The sequence below is a fragment of the Pinisolibacter sp. DMC19 genome, assembly GCF_056313985.1.
The window spans coordinates 59,130-73,733 of the sequence record NZ_JBQUZF010000003.1 but is presented as its reverse complement, the minus strand read 5'-3'; the positions used below and the strand labels follow the sequence as shown (position 1 = coordinate 73,733).

The 14,604-nt window shown below is 67.9% G+C and carries 17 protein-coding genes and 2 pseudogenes; 5 read left to right on the top strand and 14 right to left on the bottom strand.

Translation table 11 applies throughout. The features are described 5' to 3' along the window. Positions 1-19 precede the first annotated feature (19 nt). From arsB to ACT53U_RS08515, 5 genes and pseudogenes are all read right to left on the bottom strand, one after another. On the bottom strand, positions 20-1,042 hold the full coding sequence (arsB, locus tag ACT53U_RS08535) for an ACR3 family arsenite efflux transporter (protein WP_476154145.1): 1,023 nt from the start codon (positions 1,040-1,042) through the stop codon (positions 20-22). 10 nt (positions 1,043-1,052) lie between these two features. Continuing rightward, positions 1,053-1,451, bottom strand: a pseudogene (arsN2, locus tag ACT53U_RS08530) (arsenic resistance N-acetyltransferase ArsN2); the annotation flags it as partial. Between the two features lie 33 nt (positions 1,452-1,484). Further along, positions 1,485-1,880: pseudogene (arsC, locus tag ACT53U_RS08525) on the bottom strand (arsenate reductase (glutaredoxin)); the annotation flags it as partial. An 8-nt stretch (positions 1,881-1,888) separates the two neighbouring features. Beyond that, positions 1,889-2,413 carry an arsenate reductase ArsC gene (locus tag ACT53U_RS08520; RefSeq protein WP_476154143.1) on the bottom strand — a complete coding sequence of 175 codons (525 nt, stop codon included), beginning with the start codon at positions 2,411-2,413 and terminating at the stop codon, positions 1,889-1,891. Then, positions 2,406-2,768 carry an ArsR/SmtB family transcription factor gene (locus tag ACT53U_RS08515; protein ID WP_476154140.1) on the bottom strand — a complete coding sequence of 121 codons (363 nt, stop codon included), beginning with the start codon at positions 2,766-2,768 and terminating at the stop codon, positions 2,406-2,408. Before ACT53U_RS08515 ends, ACT53U_RS08520 begins: the two co-directional genes overlap by 8 nt. Positions 2,769-3,080: 312 nt before the next feature. Between ACT53U_RS08515 and ACT53U_RS08510 the strand changes: the two genes are divergently transcribed. Genes ACT53U_RS08510 through ACT53U_RS08500 form a run of 3 tightly spaced genes read left to right on the top strand, consistent with a single transcriptional unit; the run spans position 3,081 to position 4,687 of the window. After that, complete coding sequence (locus ACT53U_RS08510) at positions 3,081-3,362, top strand: ArsR/SmtB family transcription factor (protein WP_476154138.1); 282 nt, start codon at positions 3,081-3,083, stop codon at positions 3,360-3,362. Next, positions 3,359-4,423 carry a permease gene (locus ACT53U_RS08505; protein ID WP_476154136.1) on the top strand — a complete coding sequence of 355 codons (1,065 nt, stop codon included), beginning with the start codon at positions 3,359-3,361 and terminating at the stop codon, positions 4,421-4,423. The genes ACT53U_RS08510 and ACT53U_RS08505 overlap by 4 nt, the downstream gene beginning before the upstream one ends. 24 nt (positions 4,424-4,447) lie before the next feature. Beyond that, a complete protein-coding gene (locus ACT53U_RS08500) occupies positions 4,448-4,687 on the top strand; it encodes a thioredoxin family protein (protein ID WP_476154134.1) in 240 nt (79 codons plus the stop codon). Positions 4,688-4,777: 90 nt separating this feature from the next. On the opposite strand, the gene ulaG is transcribed toward ACT53U_RS08500, so the two are convergent. Next, positions 4,778-5,842: an L-ascorbate 6-phosphate lactonase gene (gene ulaG / locus ACT53U_RS08495; protein WP_476154132.1), complete on the bottom strand. Its 1,065-nt coding sequence runs from the start codon at positions 5,840-5,842 to the stop codon at positions 4,778-4,780. Between the two features lie 15 nt (positions 5,843-5,857). On the opposite strand from ulaG, the gene ACT53U_RS08490 reads away from it, so the two are divergent. Further along, positions 5,858-6,016 (top strand): hypothetical protein, encoded by a 159-nt coding sequence (locus ACT53U_RS08490; protein ID WP_476154130.1) that lies wholly within the window; start codon positions 5,858-5,860, stop codon positions 6,014-6,016. Positions 6,017-6,127: 111 nt separating this feature from the next. On the opposite strand, the gene ACT53U_RS08485 is transcribed toward ACT53U_RS08490, so the two are convergent. From ACT53U_RS08485 to ACT53U_RS08475, 3 genes are all read right to left on the bottom strand, one after another. Next, entirely contained in the window at positions 6,128-6,949 is an 822-nt protein-coding gene (locus ACT53U_RS08485; RefSeq protein WP_476154128.1) for a pyridoxal phosphatase, read from the bottom strand. Between the two features lie 60 nt (positions 6,950-7,009). Next, positions 7,010-7,291: a PTS sugar transporter subunit IIB gene (locus ACT53U_RS08480; protein WP_476154126.1), complete on the bottom strand. Its 282-nt coding sequence runs from the start codon at positions 7,289-7,291 to the stop codon at positions 7,010-7,012. Between the two features lie 135 nt (positions 7,292-7,426). After that, a complete protein-coding gene (locus ACT53U_RS08475) occupies positions 7,427-8,881 on the bottom strand; it encodes a PTS ascorbate transporter subunit IIC (protein ID WP_476154124.1) in 1,455 nt (484 codons plus the stop codon). A 484-nt stretch (positions 8,882-9,365) separates the two neighbouring features. Here ACT53U_RS08475 and ACT53U_RS08470 point away from each other — a divergent pair, with 484 nt between their 5' ends. Beyond that, positions 9,366-10,148: a DeoR/GlpR family DNA-binding transcription regulator gene (locus ACT53U_RS08470; RefSeq protein WP_476154122.1), complete on the top strand. Its 783-nt coding sequence runs from the start codon at positions 9,366-9,368 to the stop codon at positions 10,146-10,148. 45 nt (positions 10,149-10,193) lie between these two features. Here the strand turns inward: ACT53U_RS08470 and ptsP are convergent, their stop codons facing one another. The 5 genes from ptsP to ACT53U_RS08445 are packed head-to-tail and all read right to left on the bottom strand — an operon-like array spanning position 10,194 to position 14,476. Further along, positions 10,194-11,963 carry a phosphoenolpyruvate--protein phosphotransferase gene (ptsP, locus tag ACT53U_RS08465; RefSeq protein ID WP_476154120.1) on the bottom strand — a complete coding sequence of 590 codons (1,770 nt, stop codon included), beginning with the start codon at positions 11,961-11,963 and terminating at the stop codon, positions 10,194-10,196. Between the two features lie 4 nt (positions 11,964-11,967). Beyond that, entirely contained in the window at positions 11,968-12,228 is a 261-nt protein-coding gene (locus ACT53U_RS08460) for an HPr family phosphocarrier protein (protein ID WP_476154118.1), read from the bottom strand. Between the two features lie 24 nt (positions 12,229-12,252). Further along, complete coding sequence (locus ACT53U_RS08455; protein WP_476154117.1) at positions 12,253-12,957, bottom strand: L-ribulose-5-phosphate 4-epimerase; 705 nt, start codon at positions 12,955-12,957, stop codon at positions 12,253-12,255. Then, the gene (locus ACT53U_RS08450; RefSeq protein ID WP_476154114.1) at positions 12,954-13,820 is read right to left on the bottom strand and encodes an L-ribulose-5-phosphate 3-epimerase; all 867 of its coding nucleotides are present in this window, start codon (positions 13,818-13,820) and stop codon (positions 12,954-12,956) included. Before ACT53U_RS08450 ends, ACT53U_RS08455 begins: the two co-directional genes overlap by 4 nt. Before the next feature lie 2 nt (positions 13,821-13,822). After that, positions 13,823-14,476: a 3-dehydro-L-gulonate-6-phosphate decarboxylase gene (locus ACT53U_RS08445; RefSeq protein WP_476154113.1), complete on the bottom strand. Its 654-nt coding sequence runs from the start codon at positions 14,474-14,476 to the stop codon at positions 13,823-13,825. Positions 14,477-14,604 lie beyond the last annotated feature (128 nt).

Below are 14,604 nucleotides of genomic sequence, written 5' to 3'. Positions count from 1 at the left end.
GCGCGTCGGGCGTCGAGGTTCAGGTCGCCTCGTACCAGCCCTTCGAGCGGTTGACGATCCACACGACCGACAGCATCACCGGCACTTCGATGAGCACGCCGACGACGGTGGCGAGCGCCGCGCCCGACTGGAAGCCGAAGAGCGAGATCGCCGCGGCGACCGCCAGCTCGAAGAAGTTCGAGGCACCGATCAGCGCCGAGGGGCCGGCGACGCAATGCGCCTCGCCGGTCGCCCGGTTGAGCAGATAGGCGAAGCCGGCATTGAAATAGACCTGGATCAGGATCGGCACGGCGAGAAGCGCGATCACCATCGGCTGCGCCAGGATCTCGTTGCCCTGGAAGCCGAAGAGCAGGACGAGGGTGACCAGCAACGCCACCAGCGACAGCGGCTGCAGGGTCTCGAGCAGACGGGCGAGCGCCGCCTCGCCGCCGGTCGCCAGCAGACGACGACGCAGCAGTTGCGCCACGATCACCGGCACGACGATGTAGAGCACCACCGACAGCACCAGCGTCGCCCAGGGCACGGTGATCGCCGAGAGCCCGAGCAGGAAGCCGACGATGGGAGCGAAGGCGAAGACCATGATCGTGTCGTTGAGCGCCACCTGGGAGAGCGTGAAGTGCGGCTCGCCCTTGGTCAGGTTCGACCAGACGAAGACCATCGCGGTGCAGGGGGCGGCGGCGAGGATGATCAGGCCGGCGATGTAACCGTCGATCTGGTCGGCCGGCAGATAGGGCCGGAACAGGTGGCCGATGAAGAACCAGCCGAGCGCCGCCATCGAGAAGGGCTTCACCGCCCAGTTGATGAAGAGCGTCACGCCGATGCCGCGCCAGTGTTCCTTGACGCGGCCCAGCGCCGCGAAGTCGATCTTGATCAGCATCGGCACGATCATCAGCCAGATCAACGCCGCCATCGGCAGGTTGACCTTGGCGACCTCGGCCGCGCCGATCAGGTGGAAGACGCCCGGCACGACATGGCCGAGGGCGATGCCGACGACGATGCAGAGTGCGACCCAGAGGGTCAGCCAACGTTCGAAGAGCGACATGGGGGGTACCTCAGAGCTTCAGTTTGCGCGCGAGGAGCGCGGCGGAGGACGGGCAGAGGCTCGCCGCCTGTCGCGTCGCTAGGATGGCCGCCGAGGCGTCGGCGCGCGCGACGCGGGCAAAGCCCTTCTTCTCCAGCCAGTCGGCGACGGTCGTCGTCAGCACCCAGGCCCGGCGCGCGCCGGCGTCGAAGGCACGACGCGACAGCCGCGCGAGGATCGCCGCGCCGTAGCCCTGCCCGCGCGTTTCCGGCAGTACGACGAGCGAGCGCAGCAGCGCCTCCTCACCGTGGCATTCGAAGCCGGCAAAGCCGACGACGTCGCCCGAGAGCGTGACGAAGGCAAAGAAGTTGCGGTTCGGCTCGGCGAGATCGTCGGTCGGGAGGTTCGCCGCGGCGAGTGCCGCGACGAGTGCGGGATCGTCGCCGGCGATCGGCCGATCGCGCAGCGCCGGTTCGCCGTCGGTCTTGACGAAGTCGGGAAGGGGCGCGTCGGGCAGGAGATCGAGCACGACGTCGGAGGGCCGGCAGAGCTTCACGCCGGCCGGCGTCACCACGATCGGCCGGTTCATCAGGATCGGATGGGCGGCGATCGCGTCGAGGATCTCGGCGTCGGTCTTGGCCGGATCGGCGAGCCCGAGTTCGGCGAAGGGCGTGCCCTTCTCGCGCAAGATCGTGCGGAGGGACACACCCATGCGGGCGACGAGAGCGACGATCTCGTCGCGCGACGGTGGTGTCTTCAGATATTCGACGACCGTCGGCTGGATCCCGGCATGGCGGATCAGCGCGAGTGCGTTGCGCGAGGTGCCGCAGGCGGGGTTGTGGAAGATGGTGACGTCCATGACCGGCCTCACTTCGAACCGCCGAGCGGCGAGGCGCCGTCGAGGCGGCCGATCTCGCGCAGGCTGTTGCCGAGCGCCATCTTGTCGATGCTCGCCATCGGCAGGGCGGCGAAGGCGGCGATGCGGTTCTTCATGAAGCGCAGCGCGGTGACGAAGGCCGCTTCTTTCTGGATGTCGCTGCCTTCGACGGCCGCCGGATCCTCGATGCCCCAATGGGCGGTCATCGGCTGCCCCGGCCAGACCGGGCAGGCCTCGCCGGCGGCGTTGTCGCAGACGGTGAAGACGAAATCCATCACCGGCGCGCCGGGGGCGGCGAACTCCTCCCAGCTCTTCGATCGGAAGCCTTCGGTCGGATAGCCGGCCCTCTCGAGCACCTTCAGCGCGAAGGGATTGACGACGCCCTTGGGCCGGCTTCCGGCCGAGAAGGCGCGGAATCGTCCGGCGCCGTCCTTCGTCAGAAGGCTCTCGGCGAGGATCGAGCGAGCGGTGTTGCCGGTGCACAGGAAGAGCACGTTGTAGACGCGATCAGGCATGGGGGACCTCGGTGGAACAGGTTTCGTGCACGCAACCTTCGGGTGAGGCCTCCGCCGCGCAGGCTTCCGGATGACCGCCGCAGCAGTCGCGCATGAGATAGTCGGCGAGCGCCCGGACGCTCTCGGGCTGCGCCCGGTAGATGATCGAGCGGCTGCGCCGTTCCGCCTCGATCAACCCGGCCCGCGTCAGGATGGCCAGATGGGTCGACAGAGTGTTCTGCGGCACGTCGAGGCAGCGGGCGACTTCGCCGGCGGGAAGTCCCGTCGGCTCGTGGGTGATCAACAGCCGGAAGACCGCCAGGCGGGTCGGTTGGGAGAGCGCCGCGAAGGCGAGGAGGGCTTCTTTCTCATCCATATATCGACGAATATCGAAATGTTGACATGAGCGCAAGTGGCAACGGGTGCGGCACGGTGGCCGTGGCGTGGCGGGAAGCGGGGGGGCGGGGGAGCGAGGACGGCCGCGGGCCTGTCGGGGAGGACGGGGCCGGTATGACGATCGCGTCCGTCGCGAAGGACCAGCGCACGCCGGGCGGTGGCCAGTCCCTCCCCGCAGCGGCTCGCCCCCTCCCCGCCCCACCTCCTTGACCCACGCTCGCGCCCGTCATATTATGCGCATGTCCGCATTTGCATATTTGAGGATGAGTTCGCGATGCACCCGACGAATCTCATGGCCGCACTCTCCGATCCGACGCGTCTCGAGGCGCTGCGGCTGCTGTGGGACGGCGAGGAGCACTGCGTCTGCGAGTTGATGCGCAAGCTCGGGGCGAGCCAGTCGCGAATGTCGCGCCACATGGGCGCGCTGAAGATCGCCGGACTGGTGACCGATCGGCGCGATGCCCAATGGGTGCGCTACCGCCGCCGGCCGCGGCTCGATGCCGGCATCGTCGCCGTGGTCGACGCCGTGCTCGCGCTGCCGGTTCCGGCTCTCGAAGAGGAGGAAGCGGCATGACCGCCTGTTGCACCGCTCAGAAGGTCGCGCCGCGGCCGAAGCCGAACACCGCGCTCTGGCTCGCCGGGACGGCCGTCTTCGTCGCGGTGTGGTTCGTCGTCTACGGACTGCTGCCGACCTTCGCCGACGCGGTGACGGCACTCGCCCCGGTCGAACCGGGCAGTCATGCCGCCGACGCCCTCGCCTTCTTCGTCTACGACACGCCGAAGGTCCTGATGCTGCTGACCCTCGTGGTCTTCGCCATGGGCATCGTGCGCAGCTTCTTCTCGGCCGAGCGCACGCGTGCCCTTCTCGCCGGGCGGCGCGAGGGGATCGGCAACGTCGCCGCCGCGAGCCTCGGCATCGTCACGCCCTTCTGCTCGTGCTCGGCGGTGCCGCTCTTCATCGGCTTCGTCTCGGCCGGCGTGCCGCTCGGCGTGACCTTCTCGTTCCTGATCGCCGCGCCGATGGTCAACGAGGTGGCGCTCGGCCTGCTCTTCGCCCTGGTCGGGTGGAAGGTCGCGCTCGCCTATCTCGTCTTCGGGCTGGTGATCGCGATCGTCTCGGGCTGGGTGATCGGCCGCCTCCATCTCGAAGGCTGGCTGCAGGACTGGGTCCGCAACGTCCGCGCCGGGGCGATCGATCTGCTGGTCGAGACCGTCACGGTCGTCGACCGCATCCGTGCCGGCATCGAGGCGGTGAAGGACATCGTCGGCAAGGTGTGGATGTGGATCATCCTCGGCATCGCCGCCGGCGCCGCCATCCACGGCTGGGTGCCGGTCGATCTGATCGCCTCGATCATGGGGCGCGAGGCGTGGTGGTCGGTGCCGGCCGCCGTGGCGATCGGCATCCCGATGTATTCCAACGCCGCCGGCATCATTCCGGTCGTCGAGGCGCTTCTCGCCAAGGGCGCGGCGCTCGGCACCGTGCTCGCCTTCATGATGAGCGTGATCGCGCTCTCGGCGCCCGAGATGATCATCCTGCGCAAGGTTCTGACGGGGCGGTTGATCGCCGTCTTCATCGCCGTGGTGGGGCTCGGCATCCTCGCCGTCGGCTTCCTCTTCAACGCGCTCTTCGCGTGAAGCATCGACAGAAGGACAGATCCCATGAAGGACGTGAAGATCCTCGGCCCCGGCTGCAAACGCTGCCAGACGACCGCCGAGATGGTCCAGGCGGAGGCCGATCGCCTCGGCGTCGCCATCGCGCTGGAGAAGGTCACGGACTATGCCGCGATCGCCGGATGGGGCATCGCGGCGACGCCCGGCATCGTCGTCGACGGCAAGGTGGTCCACGCCGGCGGCCTGCCGAAGAGCGAGGACATTCCCGGCTGGCTCGGTCGGCCGTGAGGCCGACGGCCCGGCCGTCTCGCTCGGCCGTGAAATCGACGACGCGGCGGATCGCCCGGCCTCGCGGCCGGCGATCCGCCGCGGTCGCGATCACAGGAACGAGGGGAAGGGCAGATCCGGCTCGTTGGTGAAGACGTCGTCGAAGCCGCGCGGGTAGTGATAGTCGATCACGTCCTTGTCGGCCGGATAGACGAACTTGCCGCCGACCTGCCAGATGAAGGGCGTGAAGCCGTAGCGCAGGCGCCGGCGCCGCATCTCCCACAGCGCGACGATCTCGTTGGCATCCGCCTGGAAGTTAGACCAGATGTCGTGGTGGAACGGGATGATCACCTTGGTGTTCAGGCACTCGGCCATGCGGAGGATGTCGCAGGCGGTCATCTTGTCGGTGACGCCGCGCGGGTTCTCGCCGAAGGAGCCGAGCGCCACGTCGATCGTGTGCTCGTTGCCGTGCTTGGCGTACATGTTCGCATAGTGCGAATCGCCCGAGTGGTAGATGTTCCCGCCCGGCGTCTTGATCAGATAGTTGACGGCGACGTCGTCCATCTCCTGCGGCAGCTTGCCCTTGGCGGTCTCGCCGTCCTTGAGCGTCACCGCCATGGTGCGGTCGAAGGATTCCAGCGCCAGGATCTCGGCATCGCCGATCTTCACCGACTGGCCGGGGCGCATGGTGATGCAGCGCTCGGCCGGGACGCCCCACTTCTTCCACAGATCGGTGCAGCTCTTCGGGCCGATGAAGGGCACCGACGGGTCGCAGTTCTTCAGCACGGCCGCGGCGACGTTGATGTCGATGTGGTCGTTGTGGGTGTGGGTGGAGACGATGGCGTCGACCTTACGGATGGCGAAGGGGTCGATGACGAAGGGCGAGACGCGCAGGTTCTGCTGCAGCTTGCGGCAGCCGGTCATGCGGGCCATCTGATGGCCCTCGGCCATCAGGCCGTTGCCGTGGCTGCGCTTGCCGGTGCCGACCCACAGGTCGATGCAGAGGTTGGTCGCGCCCTCGGTCTTGATCCAGATGCCGGTGCAGGCGAGCCACCACATGGCGAAGGTGCCCGGCGCCACCACCTCGGCCTCGATCTCCTCGTTCAGCCAGGTGCCCCACTGCGGGAAGGTGCCGAGGATCCAGGACTCGCGGGTGATTTGGTCGATCTGGCTCATGGTTCGATCCTTTCGATGATCCGTCCGCCCGCCGCGGCACGCGATCGGCCCGGCGCGGTCGCCGGCCTCGCGGCGGCGGTGATCGATCTCGGCGACTTGGGCCCTGCGATCGATCGTTCGGCGAACAATATGGACGTCAATTTTGCTCGTGTCGATCTTTTTTCGAACACATAAGCAACATTACCGAAGATAAAACAAACAAAACGAACATGATCGTGGCCGAAACGCCGCGGACCCGAGCGGCACGCGCCGGTTCGGGTTCCGCGGCCGTCGGTCGACGCCGGATCAGGCGAAGAAGACGCGCTCGATGGCTTCGGCGACGCCGTCGGCGTCGTTGCCGGCGACGATCAGGTCGGCGACCGCCTTGACCTCGTCCTCGGCGTTGCCCATGGCGATGCCGAGGCCGGCGCCCTCGATCATCGAGAGGTCGTTGTGGTTGTCGCCGACGGCGACGATGCGGGCGGCCGGGATGCCGCGCTCCGCCGCCCATTCGATCAGCCGCCGCCCCTTGGTGTTGCCGGCGGCGACGACGTCGAGCCGGTTGCGCCAGGAGAACTCGACCGAGAGCCCGCCCTCGGCCTCAGCTTCCGCGGTCCAGGCGCTGAGCACCGCCGGATCGTCGTGCGAGACGACGAACTTCCACAGCACCGGTACCGCCTCGATCACCGCGCCGAGGTCGTCGACCCGCTCGATCGTCGGGCGGATCGGCTCGGCGATGCCGGCGGCCCAGGCGGTGAGCGCCTTCATGTGGGCGTTCTCGACCTCGTAGTTCATCGCCCGGTCGCAATAGACCAGCGTGTGGACGCCGTGGCGGCGGCAGAGTGAGAGCAGCGTGCGGGCGCGTTCGCGAGAGAGCGGCGCGCCTTCGATCACCCGGTCGCCGGCATAGTCGTAGACATAGGTGCCGTTGCAGCAGATCGCCGGCGTGTCGAGCCCGAGCTGGGCATGGAACGGGCGGGCGGCGACGTGGTGGCGGCCGGTGACCAGCACGACCTCGACGCCGCGGGCACGGACGGACTGTATCGCCTCGGCCGTGCGCGGCGAGACGAGGCCGGCGCGGTCGAGCGTGGTGCCGTCGAGATCGAGGGCGAGGATGTCGTAGGGCATGGATGTCTCCTCGGAGCGGGCGACGGCGTCGCCCCTCCCGAGGGCGCGACGACGAGGGCGTCAGGCGAGCCCGGCGTCCTTCACCTTGGTCTCGATCTCCTGTTCGGAGAGCAGGTTCCTCAGCCCGATGATCTTGGTCTTGGGGGTGGCCTTGAAGGTCCCCGCGAGCGAATCCGAGCAGAAGACCACGTCGTAGTTCTGCGCCTGGCCGAGCGCCTCGCCGACCGACATGTGGCCGACTTCGACGGGAATGCCGAGCTTCTTGAACACGTTGCCGATCTTCATCTTGATGATCTGCGAGGTGCCCATGCCGTTGCCGCAGGCCGCGATCACTTTCAACATCGTCGTTCTCCCTGTCTTCGGATCGGAGCCGTCGGTGCGGCCCCCGTCGTCCGGAAGGGGCCACGGTCGCGGTCCCCCTATGGCTGCGAGCCGACCTCCGCCCGGACGATCACGTCCGGGCGGAGGCGGTGTTCCTCATTCGGCCGGCTGGCCGTGGGTGAAGTAGGTGTCGCGCGAGCGGCGATACTGGAACTGCGGGATGGCCAGCATGGCGAGGGTCAGCACCACGATCGCCGGCAGGCCGAAGGTCTGGAACGCCCAGGCGTTGAACGTCCACAGCGTGTCCCAGTCGATGTTGCCGTGATAGCCGCCGAACTCGTAGAGGCCGGTGAGGCTGGCGGCGAGGGCGCCACCCAGGACCTGCAGGATACCGCAAGAGAAGCAGATGATCACCAGAGCCCTGAGACCGCCGAAGCGATTGGCGAAGACGCCGAGGGTCGCGTTGTCGAAGAACACGGGCACGAAGCCGGTGATGATCATGATCGGCGAATGGAAGACCAGCAGGCCCATGATGGCGACGAACTGGCCGATGGCGCCGCAGACGAAGCCGAACAGCACCGAGTTGCCGCCCGCCTTGTCGAAGCCGTAGGTCGCGGCACAGTCGATCGCCGGCAGCGAGCCCTTGAGCAGGCGCTCGGAGATGCCCTGGAAGGAGGTCGCGAGTTCGGCGACGAACATGCGGACGCCCGACTGCAGGATGAACAGGTAGACCGCGAAGTGGATGGTCGTCTTGAAGACGTACTTCAGGAACCACTCGCCCGAGGCCGGATTGTAGAACTTCTTGGCGGCCAGATATTCCGGTCCGAGGATGAACAGGATGGTGCCGAAGAAGACGAGCATCAGCGTCGAGGCGGCGACGACGTTGTCGTTGAAGACGTTGAGGAAGCCGGGGAGCTTGAGGTGCTCGACGCTCTTCTCGCGGTTGCCGATCACCGGCGCGATCTTGGAGGCGACCCAGATGGCGCCCATCTGCTGGTGGCCGACGGCGAAGCCGGCACCTTCGGTGAGTTCCTGGGTCGGCTCGAGCGTCAGGTTGGAGAAGACCGCCCAATAGGTGCCGAGCATGATGCCGCAGGCGACGATGCCCCAGACGTTGTTCTGCAGCGCCGGGACGGCGATGAAGATCATCCAGAGGCTGGTGTTGGCCTGCTGGATCATCACGTGGCCGGTCAGGAACAGCGTGCGCACCTTGGTGAAGCGGCTGAAGGCGACCAGGATGATGTTCCACAGGAAGGCGATCAGCAGCGCCATCATGATCAGCGAGGTGGTCCAGCCCGCCTTGGTGAAGGCCGCGGTGACGGCGTTCCAGCCGAAGTAGGGGTCGATCACCGCCGCCTTGATCTGGAAGCGCTCGGCGAGGCCGGCGAGAATCGGACGGAAGTTGTTCACCAATCCGCCGGAGCCGACCAGCAGGATGTAGAAACCGACCACCGTCTTGATGAAGCCGGCGAAGCACTCGTGCGCCGGTCGACGCAGGAGGATGTAGCCGACGAGCGAGACCAGGCCGATGAAGAGGGCCGGCTCGGCCATGATGTTGTTGAAGAACCCTTTCCAGATCTCCAACAGTGAGGTGATCAGCGTCTGGTCCATGGGGACTCCTCCGTGGGCGAACATTCCCGCCGCGGCACAGGCCGGTTGGTCGAGCAGTCGGTCGCGATCGTCAAGTCGATTCGTACCGATCGGGCGGCGTTCCGCGCCGTCCGGCATCAGCGCCGGGACATCTCCGTTCCGGGCGCATCGACCTCCTCCGGGCCGCAACCGTCACAGGACTTCGAGATCGAACATCACGGTCGCTCGAATGGAGGGATTGATGTTCTTATTGATCTCACAATACCGTATCCTATGTCTGTTTAGCCGCAAAGCAATCGGTATTAGACCCTATTTCGGCCATTTTTCGCACATTAACTTGTTCGTTATGTTCTTTTAGAATGGATTGTGCGTTTCGTCACATCGGGCTAATAGTGAGTCCGAGAGCATTCGCGCGGGAGTCGTCGGAGCGACCCCGCCGCCGGTACGCCCGCGTGGGCGCCGGCCGACGACGGAGCCGGCATCGCGGCTCCGCATGGAGATGAGGATGGCCAAGACCGGTCGTATTTCGGCATCACGCCACCAGAAGCTCCTCGAACTGCTGGCCTCCCGCGACTTCGTCCGCGTCGCCGATCTCGCCGAGACGTTCCGCGTCGCCGAGATCACCATCCGGCGCGACCTCGACGAGCTCGCCGAACAGGGCGTGGTCGAGCGCTTCCACGGCGGCGCGCGGCTCGTCGCCCCGCCGTTGCCGATGGCCTTCGCCGAGACCTCGCTCGGGCGCGACGCCGAGAAGCAGCGCATCGCCCAGATCGCCGCCGGCTACGTGCGGCCCGGCGACACCGTCCTGCTGTCGGGCGGCACGACGACGCTCGCCGTCTTCCGCCAGATCGCCCACATGGACGTGCGCATCATCACCAACAACGCGATGATCATCGGCGAGCTCGACGACGACACCACCGCCGAGCTCTTCGTGCTGGGCGGCGAGTACAATCGCCGCACGAGGGCGCTCAACGGCGATCTGACCAATCTGACGCTGAACCAGATCCACGGAACGATCTCGTTCCTCGGCACCAATGCGATGAGCCAGACAAACGGGCTGACCTCGTCGATCTATGCGGCGGCGTCGATCAACCGGCTGATGGCGGCGCAGAGCAACGGCAACGTCGTCGTCGTCGCCGACGGCTCGAAGATCGGCCGCACGTCGCATTTCGTCAGCCTGGCGCTGTCGCAGGTCCGCACCCTCGTCACCGACGAGAGCGCCGATCCGGCCGAACTCGCGGCCTATCGGTCGATCGGCATGGACGTGGAGATCGCGCCGACGCCGTGAAACCGGCGCCGTGAGGACGGCGCCGGGAGATCGGTGCGCGCTGCCTCACGCCTCGGCGAGCGCCGCGGTGAGGGCGCGGGTGGCGATCGCATGGGCGGCCTCGGCGGTGGCGGCCGCCAGCATCTCCGTGGCGACGGCCTTCGCGGTCGCGACGTCGGTCGCCCTGAGGATGCGCTTGATGCGCGGCAGCGACGGCGCCGACATCGAATATTCGTCGAGGCCGAGACCGACGAGCGGGATCGCCGCCTCCTCGATGCCGGCGAGTTCGCCGCACATGCCGACCGGGATGCCGTGGGCATGCGCCGCCTCGATCACCATGGCGACGAGCTTCCAAACCGCCGGATGGAACGGCTGGTAGATCCGCGACACCCGCTCGTTGCCGCGATCGGCGGCGAGCGTGTACTGGGTCAGGTCGTTCGAGCCGATCGAGAAGAAGTCGACCGTCTCGGCGAGCCGATCGGCGATCAGCGCGGCGCCGGGCGTCTCGATCATCACGCCGATCTTCGGCGAGCCGAAGGGCCTGCCCTCGCGCGCGAGGCGCTGCTTCTCCTCCTCGACGATGCCGGCGAGGACGTCGACCTCCTCGGCGCAGGCGATCATCGGATACATCATCCAGACGTCGCCTTCGGCAGACGCGCGCAGGATCGCGCCGATCTGGGCGCGGACGTGCTCGGTGACCTCCGGCTCACGGTTCGGCGCCGTGCCGTTCGGGCCGTAGACGAAGATGCGGGCGCCGCGCCAACCGAGGAAGGGGTTCTCCTCGGCGGAAAAGCCGAGGCCTGCGACCGGTTTGTCGCCGCCGACGTCGAGCGTGCGGATGATCACCGGCTTGCCCGCCATCCGGCGGACGACCGAGAGATAGGCGCGATACTGCTCTTCCTCGCCCGGCAGGTTCGGCCGGTTCATGAAGAGGAATTCGGTGCGGTAGAGACCCACCCCGTCGGGGTTCCAGGGCAGGGCCGCCTCGGCGTCGGCCGGGGTGCCGATGTTGACGCCGAGGGCGACCGCGTGACCGTCGCGGGTCACCGCCGGCAGCGGCGCCAGCGCCCGCATCGCCTCGACTTCCGCCGCATAGGCGGCGCGGCGACGGTCGAAGTCGGCATGGGTCTCGGCGTCGGGATCGATCACGACGCGGCCGGTCGCGCCGTCGAGCGCCAGTTCGGCGACGCCGGCGACCGCCTCGAGGATGCCGGGGCAGCCGACCACGGCGGGGATTTCCAGCGTCCGCGCCATGATGGCGACGTGGCTGGTACGGCCACCGCAGGCGACGACGAAGCCGCCGACGCGGGAGGGATCGAGCCGGGCCGTGTCGGACGGGGTCAGGTCGTCCGCCACGATGATCGCACCCTGCGGCGCGGTCTCGAGGCATGTTTCCTCGATCCCGGCCATCGCCAGCATGAGACGGCGGGCGATGTCTTCGATGTCGTCGGCGCGCTGACGCATGTAGTCGTCTTCGAGCGCCAGGAATTCCGCCTTCTGCGCCGCCATGACGTCGCGGGCGGCGGCGAGCGCGGGCAGTCCGTCGTCGCGGATCGCCGCTTCGATCGCGGCGCCCAGGTCGTCGTCCATCAGGATCTCGGCATGGCCTTCGAAGACCTCGGCGAGATCGTCGCCCTTGGTGGCGCGCACCGTTTCGGCCAGTTCCTCGAGGCCGAGGCGGGCGCGTTCGCGGCCCCCGCGGAAGACCTCGATCTCGGCGTCGCGGCGGTCGTCGGCGATGCGCCCCTCGGGGATCGCCAGACGCGCCGGGACATGGACGTGGACCGGGCCGACGGCGATGCCCGGCGAGGCGGCGATGCCGGTGAGCGTGGACATGGCGTCAGTCCTCGAGGGTTGCGACGAAGGCGGCGAGCCCTTCGCAGGCGGCGACCTCGTCGGTGCCGGTGGCCTCGATCACGACGCGGTCGCCCATCGAGCAGCCGACCTTCATCAGCGACAGGAGGCTCTTGGCATTGGCGCGCTTGTCGCCCTTCACCACGACGACGTCGGCGGCGAATTCCTTCGCCTTCTTGACGAAGGCGTTGCCGGGGCGGGTGTGGAGGCCGGTGGGGTTGACGATTTCGACTTCGACGGTGTGCATGGCGTCCTCCCGGACAATCCTGCTTCAGTGATCGGTTCCCTGGCCGTAATAGGCGCCGGGACCGTGTTTCCGTTTGAAGTGACGATCGAGCAGATCCTGCGAGATCGGCTTCGGATCGGCCACCACGCGCGACAGGATGGCGATGCGCGCCACCTCCTCGAGCACGACGGCGTTGTGGACGGCGGCACCCGCGCTCGCCCCCCAGGTGAAGGGTCCGTGCCCGTGTACCAGAGCGGCGGGCATCGACAAGGGCGCAATATTCCGGGTCTTCAGCGTCTCGACCACCACCGCGCCGGTCTCGTGCTCGTAGGCGCCGCCGATCTCGGCCTTCGTCAGCAGCCGGGTGCAGGGCACGGCGCCGTCGAAATAGTCGGCGTGGGTCGTTCCCTCGCAAGGAAGGTCGACGCCGCTCTGCGCCCAGGCGGTCGCGTGGGTCGAATGGGTGTGGACGACGCCGCCGATCTCGTCGAAGGCGCGGTAGAGCGCGAGATGCGTCGCGAGATCCGACGAGGGCTTGAAGCGGCCCTCGACCGTCCGGCCGTCGAGGTCGACGACGACCATGTCGTCGGCGGTCATGACGTCGTAGGCGACGCCCGAGGGCTTGATCACCACGAGCCCCTTCGCCCGATCGATCGCCGAGGCGTTGCCCCAGGTGAAGAGGGCGAGGTGGTAGCGGGCGAGATCGAGATTGGCGGAAAGAACATCGCGCTTCAGGGCGTCGAGCGTCATGCGAGGCCTCCCTCGGCCATCTTGTCGAGAACGAAGCGGCGGGCGGCGGCGACCTCGGCGAGCGGGTCGGCGGCCTCGCCGCTCCACATCTCGACCAGGAAGGAACCGGAATAGCCGAGCCGCTTCAGGGCATGGAAACAGCGGACGAAGTCGACGCAACCGGTGCCGAAGGGCACGCCCTTGAACTTGCCGGGGAAGTCGGGCGTCACGGCGAGCGTGTCCTTGACGTGGACGGCGACGATGCGATCGATGCCGAGCGCGAGTTCCGCCTCGACGTCGCCGCCCCAGGCCGAGAGGTTGCCCAGATCCGGATAGACCTGGAACCACGGGCTGTGGATGCGGTCGGCCCAGCACTTCCACTTGGAGATCGAGCCCATCAGGGGCGTGTCCATGATCTCCACCGCCAGCATCACCTGCGCGGCGGCGGCACGATCCGTCGCCCAAGCGAGGCCTTCGGCGAAGCGCTCGAGGCTCTCGGGCGTCGACGGCTCGTAATAGACGTCGTAGCCGGCGAGCTGCAGCGTGCGGACGCCGGTGTCGACGGCGAGATCGATCGCCTTCTCCATGATCGCCTGCGCCTCGGCGCGGACACCGGCATCGGCGCTGCCGAAGGGGTAGCGCCGGTGACCGGAGAGGCAGATCGACGGCACTTCGACGCCGCTCGCAGCCACCGCCGTGCGGAAGTCCGCGCGCTCGGCCTTCGACCAGTCGAGCCGGGCGAGCCGGTCGTCGGTCTCGTCGATCGACATCTCGACGAAGTCGAAGCCGAGCGCACCGGCGACCGAGAGACGGCGCGTCCAGTCCCAGGGGGCGGGCAGCGCCTTCTCGTAGAGGCCGAGACGGGGGTGGGTCCGCGCGGTCATGCTCAGCCCCAGAGTTCGGCGATCTTGGCCTTGAAGGCGCGGGCGGCGGCGGCCGGATCGGCGGCGTCGCGGATGGCGCGGCCGGCGATGAAGACCTTGACCGGCAGACCGGCGAAGAGCGGCAGATCCTCGATGGTCAGGCCACCGGTGATCGACAGTTCGAAGCCCATCTCGGCGAGGCGACGGATCTTCGACAGGTCGTCGTCCGACCACGACTGGCCGGCGGCCTGGGCATCACGGCCGCGATGGTAGACGACCTGCGTCAGGCCCGCCGCGCGCCAGGCTTCCGCCTCTTCCCACGACCACGAACCGGTGAGCTCGATCTGGACGTCGCGGTCGCCGCGCTTCTTCGCCTCGGCGAGCGCCGTCTGCACCGTGGCGATCGGGGCGCAGCAGATGACGGTCATCCAGTCGGCGCCGTTGGAGAAACACATGTCGGCGAGGATCGAGCCGGCGTCGGCGGCCTTGATGTCGGCGAGCACGATGCGATCGGGATAGAGCGCCTTGAGGCAGCGCACCGCCTGCATGCCCTCGGCGCAGACGAGGATGGTACCGGCTTCGAGCACGTCGACCTCGGCCGCCAGGATGCGCGTCGCCTCGAGGGCGGAGGGAAGCGAGCGATTGTCGAGCGCGAGCTGAAGGAGGGGGAGAGCCATCTTCGAAAACCTCTGGACTTTGGCGGCCGGGCACGACGGGGCGATCCGAGGGCATGCGCCGTCGGTTGCCCGCTCCGTCGAGCGGGGGCGGTCTCGGGAAAGGGCGGGGCGACGAAGCGTCCCGCGGG